General features: G+C 47.4%; 9 protein-coding genes and 1 pseudogene. 6 read left to right on the top strand and 4 right to left on the bottom strand.

All coding sequences use genetic code 11. From position 1 onward, the window contains the following. Both ACTIE6_RS13135 and ACTIE6_RS13130 read left to right on the top strand, forming a co-directional pair. Positions 1-523: pseudogene (locus tag ACTIE6_RS13135) on the top strand (NAD-dependent dehydratase); the annotation flags it as partial. Positions 524-535: 12 nt separating this feature from the next. After that, positions 536-1,453, top strand: a complete 918-nt coding sequence (locus tag ACTIE6_RS13130) for a helix-turn-helix domain-containing protein (protein ID WP_439557072.1) — start codon at positions 536-538, stop codon at positions 1,451-1,453. A 68-nt stretch (positions 1,454-1,521) separates the two neighbouring features. Here ACTIE6_RS13130 and ACTIE6_RS13125 read toward each other — a convergent pair whose 3' ends face one another. Then, positions 1,522-3,030: a glycosyltransferase family 39 protein gene (locus ACTIE6_RS13125; protein WP_439557071.1), complete on the bottom strand. Its 1,509-nt coding sequence runs from the start codon at positions 3,028-3,030 to the stop codon at positions 1,522-1,524. A 67-nt stretch (positions 3,031-3,097) separates the two neighbouring features. Next, the gene (locus tag ACTIE6_RS13120) at positions 3,098-3,685 is read right to left on the bottom strand and encodes a YdeI/OmpD-associated family protein (protein WP_439557070.1); all 588 of its coding nucleotides are present in this window, start codon (positions 3,683-3,685) and stop codon (positions 3,098-3,100) included. 212 nt (positions 3,686-3,897) lie between these two features. On the opposite strand from ACTIE6_RS13120, the gene ACTIE6_RS13115 reads away from it, so the two are divergent. After that, positions 3,898-5,016 carry a redoxin domain-containing protein gene (locus ACTIE6_RS13115; RefSeq protein ID WP_439557069.1) on the top strand — a complete coding sequence of 373 codons (1,119 nt, stop codon included), beginning with the start codon at positions 3,898-3,900 and terminating at the stop codon, positions 5,014-5,016. Between the two features lie 19 nt (positions 5,017-5,035). Beyond that, positions 5,036-6,043 carry a sugar phosphate isomerase/epimerase family protein gene (locus ACTIE6_RS13110; protein ID WP_439557068.1) on the top strand — a complete coding sequence of 336 codons (1,008 nt, stop codon included), beginning with the start codon at positions 5,036-5,038 and terminating at the stop codon, positions 6,041-6,043. Between the two features lie 58 nt (positions 6,044-6,101). Here ACTIE6_RS13110 and ACTIE6_RS13105 read toward each other — a convergent pair whose 3' ends face one another. Continuing rightward, positions 6,102-6,518, bottom strand: a complete 417-nt coding sequence (locus tag ACTIE6_RS13105; protein ID WP_439557067.1) for a PIN domain-containing protein — start codon at positions 6,516-6,518, stop codon at positions 6,102-6,104. After that, a complete protein-coding gene (locus tag ACTIE6_RS13100; protein ID WP_439557066.1) occupies positions 6,505-6,726 on the bottom strand; it encodes a hypothetical protein in 222 nt (73 codons plus the stop codon). The genes ACTIE6_RS13105 and ACTIE6_RS13100 overlap by 14 nt, the downstream gene beginning before the upstream one ends. A 197-nt stretch (positions 6,727-6,923) precedes the next feature. Here ACTIE6_RS13100 and ACTIE6_RS13095 point away from each other — a divergent pair, with 197 nt between their 5' ends. Both ACTIE6_RS13095 and ACTIE6_RS13090 read left to right on the top strand, forming a co-directional pair. Then, on the top strand, positions 6,924-7,292 hold the full coding sequence (locus ACTIE6_RS13095) for a BlaI/MecI/CopY family transcriptional regulator (RefSeq protein ID WP_439557065.1): 369 nt from the start codon (positions 6,924-6,926) through the stop codon (positions 7,290-7,292). 14 nt (positions 7,293-7,306) lie between these two features. Further along, positions 7,307-7,495 (top strand): hypothetical protein (locus ACTIE6_RS13090; RefSeq protein WP_439557064.1); only part of this gene is annotated, 189 nt, incomplete at its 3' end.

Genomic DNA, 7,495 nt, shown 5'->3' with positions numbered 1-7,495 from the left:
TGCTTACCATGTAGAACAAACGCTGAATGCATTGCCTGAGGACGTTTCGATCACGCATATGCGGCCGGTTTCATTTTACTATAATTTGTACGGTTATGTACCTATGATCAAAGCTACCGGCGGTATTTATGTCAATTATGGCGGCGAACGAATGATTCCGTGGGTATCTCCTTTTGACATTGCAGATGCAGTGGCAGAAGAACTGCAATCGGACTTTTCGGGCAGAAATGTACGTTACGTGGCGAGCGAGGAGCTTACCGGGGATGAAACTGCACGCATTCTGGCAGCGGCAATTGACAAGCCGGATCTCAAATGGGTAGTAATTTCATCGGAAGAGTCGCTTGGTAACCTGACTTCCGTGGGTATGAACCCGACCATTGCAGCCGGGCTGGTAGAAATGTACGGCGCATTGTACAGCGGGTTGCTGGGTGAGGATTATGCCAAAAATCGCCCGGCCAAAATGGGGAAGGTGAAGCTGGCCGACTTTGCGGAGGAGTTTGCAGGTGCATTCAGGGAGAATTGATTAACTTGTAGCATGTCCGCCATACAGCCCATCCGATTCAAAACCATCAGCGAGTTTCACAAATACCGCTCGCTGAGCGCGCCTGAGCACCCTCTTGTAAGCGTCATCGATATGTCGCAGGTGCGGCATATTGCGGGAAACGAACCGCCCATTGTGAAGGATTTTTACTCCGTTGCCTTAAAACGTAATTTCACTGTGAAGATGAAATACGGACAGCAGGATGTGGATTTTGATAGCGGCGTGATGTTTTTTATGGCGCCGGGACAAGTGCTCAGATTTGGTACCGACATTGATACCGAAGTGCAGCAATCGGGGTGGATGTTAATGCTTCATCCCGATCTGCTCTGGAACACGCCGCTCGCAAAAGGTATCAAGCAGTACGAATATTTTGATTACAGTGTTACGGAGGCACTTTTTGTATCTGAAAAGGAAGAAGCCACACTGAATACAATCATCGAAAATATCCGGCAGGAGTATCGGGCGAATATGGATAAATTCAGTCAGGACCTGATTGTTGCGCAGATAGAATTGCTGCTGAAATATTCAGAGCGCTTTTATCACCGTCAATTCCTGACCCGCAAGAACGTCAACCACAAGATCCTGGACCGGCTGGAAGAGATCATCAATGCTTATTTTAACAGTCCGGATTTAATGCAAAAAGGATTGCCAACTGTCCAGCACGTGGCAGAAAACCTCCATATTTCACCCAATTACCTGAGTAATATGCTCAAAACACTTACCGGACAAACTACCCAGCAGCATATTCATAACCGGCTGATCGAGAAGGCCAAGGAGCGGCTGTCTGTTACCGATTTGTCTGTGAGCGAGATCGCCTACGAGCTTGGTTTTGAGCATCCACAGTCTTTCAGCAAATTATTCAAAACAAAAACAAACTATTCGCCGCTCGAATTCAGAGCTTCTTTCAACTAGGTCCCCGGGCTTAAGCCCGGGGCAAGGGATTTTTTTGGGGGGCTGAAGCCCCCCTTCTTTGTGATTTTTTACCATTTTTCTTCTTGTATTTCGCCGCTGATTCTTGCGTTGATATTCACTTTGGCATCTTTAAAAAGAAAAATGGTTGCGCCGCGTTCGCGGGAGTAGGGCGTTATAACTGAGTCGGTAATGGAATAAGTGTTGAATAATGGCGCGGTTTCCCTGATCTCAGCTTCGCGTTCCCATGCATTTTTGACGCGCACCAGGTGCTTGTACTTTTTGCTCAGGTCAAACCAGTTCACGTAATCTGCATTGAATGTAACGGCATTCACGTTTTTTCTTGAATAATAATTAATTGCGCCCGCCTGGCCGTAGTTGTCGCAAAGTACCAGCGTACTCTCCGGATCGGGCGACTGCGCGTAGGCTGCGTCCACTTTCCTGGCGAGTTCTTCCCAGCCCAGCATATCAGCAAAATCCTGCGGGATTTCATGGTCTTTTCCGTCCTCCCAGCGCAGCAGACCAGCGCGCTTGTACCTTCCTGTACCTGCGACAATTTCCTTCGGGGTTTTATTCGGAAATGCAACCCGGGATACCGGGATAAATATGGTAACAGGGATGATAATAAAAGCCGCCCGCAGCCAGGCCGACTTCAATCTTTCAGCTACAAACACAGCGCCAAAAGCAATGTAAATAGGATAAATTCCTATTGCATAATAACCTTTGGCCCGCAGCAGCGTGAATACAGCCAGGGTGAAAACAAGTGAGAAAAAGAACAGTTTGTATTTGCCAAAAGGTTTGTAAAACAACAAAGCATAAAACCCCGGAACAAGCACGAGCAATGCGCCTATAAAGTAAATGAACTGCTCCTTGAAAAAATCGGCCCGGCTGAGATTGACGAGCTGTCTTTCACTAAGTTCCTGCATGTGGTGAACGACCGGGAAATTATTTTGATACTGCCAGATGAGGTTGGGCGAAATCAATACAATAGCGAGCAGCAATGCAAAATACAGGTGGCGGTTCAGGAAAACAGCCCTGTGTTCTGTTAAAAGAATAGCCGGCAAAACTCCGATCACAAGAAATGCGACATTGTATTTGTTCAAAAAACCAAATGCAAACACGACCGCAATGCCGTACAGCCACTTTGGACGGTTCGTCTGAATGTATCTGATTAGGAAAAAGTAGAGCGTTGTCCAGCATAATACGTCCACCGAATTGGGTTGGAAAAGCTGGTTCAGCCGCAGCAATGCGGAAAACAAGGTACAGGTGGCAGCCAGAACGCACGCATACAGACTGCCGCGGAGCGTTTCGACCGTTTTCCAGACCACCAGTATCGTCAGCGCGCCGCAGAGTGCCGGGAAGAACCGCACCCAGAAAACGGAATTACCAAGCGTTTTAATGATTAATGCAATCCAGGAAGTAACCGGCGGCACCGACATATAACCCCAGGCAAGGTGATTGGCCTGGTCCAGGTGCAGGTACTCGTCGCGGTGCAGGTCGTAGGAGGGGAGTATCAATACATATTGCAATAGGAATTTCAGCGCAATGAATGCGAGTAAAATGGTAGTTTTTTTGGTCATGGCACTTTCCAGGGGTGATAATGCACTGCTTTCGTCTGACCGGAAAGTTAAGACAGAATCGTGAATGTCAAACCGCCTTCTCGTTTTTAGCTGCTTTTGACACTGTTTCCGCAATGCGTTTGTTCCGGGTTTCAGGACGTTTTGCAGAGGAAATCCAGTAGAGGATCAGCTTCCGGGATGAAGGTGCAAATGCCTTGAAGTTTTGTTTCGCAACTTCATTTTGATCCAATGCACTTTGCAGGTCTTCCGGAATTACCTCGTTGTCGATATCATTCAGTCTGTCCCAAGAGCCATTTTGTTTGGCGAGGTCTATCATTGCCTGGCCTTGTGGCCGCATTAATCCCAGTTCCGTCATTTTTATAACACGCTCCTTGTTGGTTTTAGCCCAGTTACTGACAGGTTTTCGCTTAGTATAAGTCTGATAAACACTATGCTCGTTACGCTTGATGGTTTTACTGTCGATCCAGCCGAAGCAGAGTGCGTGTTCAACAGACTCCACGTACCCTACACTTTTTACGCCGCTATTTTTATTATAAATAACCAGATAAACAGAGTTGGCAGATTCCGCATTCTGTTCCAGCCAGTCGCGCCACTCTTTGGCTGAGGCGGCGATTACCACTTCTTTTCCGTCTTTGATCTCCATAGCTGCGATCATTTTCAATGTTGCAGATCCGGCTTATTGCCGGGTCAGCTAACTGCTTTGTTTTACCAAAAATACATGGCCGGCGCGACAGCCCTGTGTCAGCAGTGTCCGGGCGGAAGGAAATTTATTTTCAAGGTAAGTTTTAATGGGATTAAACCAGTATTTTGTTGGAACCTTGTCGCTTTTGCATGATATCTCATTTGTGAATTAAAACAGCCGATCCTATGCGCCTTATTCGCAAAATATGCATGCTGCTGATACTGGCTTATACCAGCGCGGGAGCCGCCGAACAGCCGGAAACCTTAAAGATCGGAGCAGCTGCGCCCGATTTTAACCTGCTGGGAACAGATGGAAAGCGCTATGCTCTGAAAAGCTTTTCTGGTGCCGATGTGCTGGTGATCGTTTTCACGTGCAACCATTGTCCTACTGCACAAGCTTACGAAAATCGGGTGAAGGGTTTGGTCGATGATTATAAAGCTAAAAAGGTGGCAGTAGTGGCCATTTCTTCCAACGATCCGAAGGCGATCAGGCTGGATGAGCTGGGTTACACCGATCTGAGCGATACTTATGCAGATATGAAGATCAGGGCAAAGGATATGGCGTACAATTTTCCTTATTTGTACGACGGGGACGATCAGAAAACTGCATTGGCTTACGGACCCGTTGCCACGCCGCACATTTTCATTTTTGACAAAAACCGAAAGCTGCAATATACCGGCAGGATCGACGATGTTGAAAAACCTACAGGAACGCCTAAAAACCTTGATGCAAGAAATGCATTGGATGCGCTGCTGGCCGGCAAACCTGTGCCGGTACCCACAACAAAAACTTTCGGCTGTTCTATGAAATGGGCTTCCAAGGAGCAGGGTGCGCAAAGCGAGCAGGCGGGCTGGGCAAAAGAGGCGGTAAGTCTGGCCAAGATTGATGAAGCGGGTTTGAAAGAGTTGATCCAAAACAAATCCGATAAGCTCAGGCTGATTAATGTTTGGGCAACCTGGTGCGGCCCGTGCGTGACTGAATTTCCGGATTTTATGGAAATGCACCATATGTACCGCGGACGCGATTTTGAATTCGTATCAATCAGTGCCGATAGTCCGGACAAAGAGGCGAAAGCATTGAAATTCCTGCAAGGCAAATATGCTTCGAATAAAAATTACATTTTTACATCCGAAGACAAGTACAAGTTGATCGAGGCAGTAGATCCGAAGTGGCAGGGTGCATTGCCTTACACGATCCTGGTAGAGCCTGGCGGGAAAATCGTGTACGCCAAACAAGGGCCGATTGCGCCGGCGAAGATGAAGAAGATGATCGTAGAGAATAAGTATGTAGGAAGATATTATTGATATTAAAACTAACTAAATCATGGAAGAACTGGACATTTCAAGAAGGCGCTTTTTAGGTACATCTGCACTGGTAGCCGCAGGTTTCGCGTTGTTGCGTACCCCGGTAATCGGCGCGCCTGCCTATATCAAGAACCTGGGCAAACCGAACTCACTTTTCAATGGGGTGCAGATCGGAGCAATTACTTACTCGTGGCGCAGCATGCCGCAGGACGCTGAAAGCATACTGAAGTACTGCGTGGAATGCAATATCAGCGCCATTGAAATGATGGGCAACACGCCCGAGCAATTTGCAGGTGCGCCCGAAGGACCGCCGCGCCCGAATATGGCACCCGGCCCGGATGGTAAGCGGCCCGAAATGACCGAGGAACAAAAAGCAGCGATGAAAGAGCACGGAACCAAAATGGCCGAATGGCGCGCGAAGGTTTCCATGGATAAATTCACCCAGCTACGTAAGATGTACAATGATGCCGGGGTGACCATTTATGCTTACAAGCCGAATGCTCTGGGCGTGAACAATACAGATGCAGAAGTAGACTACGCGCTTCGCGCCGCCAGGGCGCTCGGCGCTAACCAGGCGACTGTTGAACTTCCAAACGAGCCGGCGCAGACTAAAAGGCTGGGTGATATCGCAGCCAAAAACAAAACCTACATTGCCTATCACGGACATACCCAGCAGACACCGACCTGGTGGGATACCGCATTAAGCCAGTCTAAATTCAATGCAATGAACCTGGATATGGGGCATTATGTGGCAGCCGGCTTCGAGCCTGTCGAGCTGATCAATGCAAAGCATGATCATATTAAGAGCATGCACATCAAAGACCGTAAATCCAAAGCAAACGGCGGAGCCAATGTAGTTTGGGGTTCAGGCGACACGCCGATCATCCCGGTGCTGGAATTAATGCGTACCAAGAAATACAAATTCCCCGCCACGATCGAGCTGGAATACGAAATACCAGCCGGTTCCGACGCGGTAAAGGAAACTGCTAAGTGCGTGGAGTACGCACGGAAGGCATTGATGGCGTAAGTGGAATATTAATGCAGTGTAAATGGCGGCTACTTTCATCAGGTGGTCGCCATTTTTATTATGAGCTGATCTGCCTGAATGGATTGAGGATCTGTAACTTGCCTTCTATTAACATACCATCCTGCATATCCTCAGAATAGAACACGGGACAATCCGACTCTAACGCGCCAGCAACTAGTATGGCGTCGAACAATTGCATGTCGTACCGCTTGACAAGGCTGGCTGCTGTACACATAGTCTGAGCTGTTACATTGGTACATGTACAATCATTCAGCAGATCAAGCCAGAGTTGACAAACCTGATCTTTTGAAAAGCCAAGCTTTCTTTTGCAGACATTGGCCACCTCAATCAGAACCTGTGGATTGATAACCGGAAATGCAGATAGAAGCTCTTCGGCAACTGTTCGTTTGGCAGCGTTTGAGTCGAAAAGGTACAGAATAATGTTTGAATCCAGGAAATAACTAGCTGTTCTCATTAGCCTCTTCGCGATCGAATTTCAATGAGGTGAGGTCAGCTTTGGGATACTTTGAGTAGGTTTGGGCAATGCGGCTTCGTCTCCTTTCAGGAGAACATTCTTGTGTTTTTACGACGGCAGCAACGATTCTGACATGTTCCCCAACAAAACTGTCGGGAAGATCAAGTAACAGTGAAGTGCTTTTGGGAATGAAGGATTTGATGTACATAGCAGTTTGTTTATCAGGTAAATATAAAAAAAATTAACACTTGAACATTTACTCGTACGAAAAATTTCCGCCACGATTGGTGATAACACCTACAACGGCCTGACACCAACAACGGCGACGGAATACAAAAAATATCACCTAAACATTTGTTCGTACGAAAAATTTCCTACCTTTGGATTGTCCGAATAAAAATCACGATGGAACCAACAAAGTCAGAGCTGGAAATTTTACAGGTGTTATGGGAAAATGGGCCGCAGACGGTGCGGTTTGTAAATGATAAGCTGAACGAGGAAAAACGCGCAGTGCAGTATTCTTCTACGTTGAAGCTCATGCAGATCATGTTTGATAAAGGCATTCTGCTTCGGGATGACAGTAGTATGAAGCACATTTACCGGCCCGCCGAGGCAGAGGATAAAATTAAAAATGTGTTGCTCAACCGCTTTGTCGATTCAATGTACAAAGGTTCGGCTTCGAGCCTGGTGATGCAGCTTTTTGGTAGTAAGAAAACGTCTGCCGAGGAGCTGAAAGAGATAAAGGATTTCCTGAATAACCTGGATCAACAATAACCAAACTGTTAGCCATGAATTTAGAAATAGTGGATGCGCCTTTTCCCAGTGATCTCGTCAGGGCAGTGTGCCTAACCTTTCTTCACTCCGTCTGGCAGGGACTTGTGGCAGCGGTGCTGGCTGGCGGATTTTTGATGCTGAGCAGAAAATCACGCCCTGCATTCCGGTATCGTGTTCTGGTAACTTTGCTGGGCGCATTGTTG

It is taken from the genome of Dyadobacter sp. (assembly GCF_051859145.1).
GTDB lineage: Bacteria > Bacteroidota > Bacteroidia > Cytophagales > Spirosomataceae > Dyadobacter.
The sequence above is the reverse complement of the archived record's forward strand: the minus strand, read 5'-3'. Positions and strand labels throughout refer to the sequence as shown.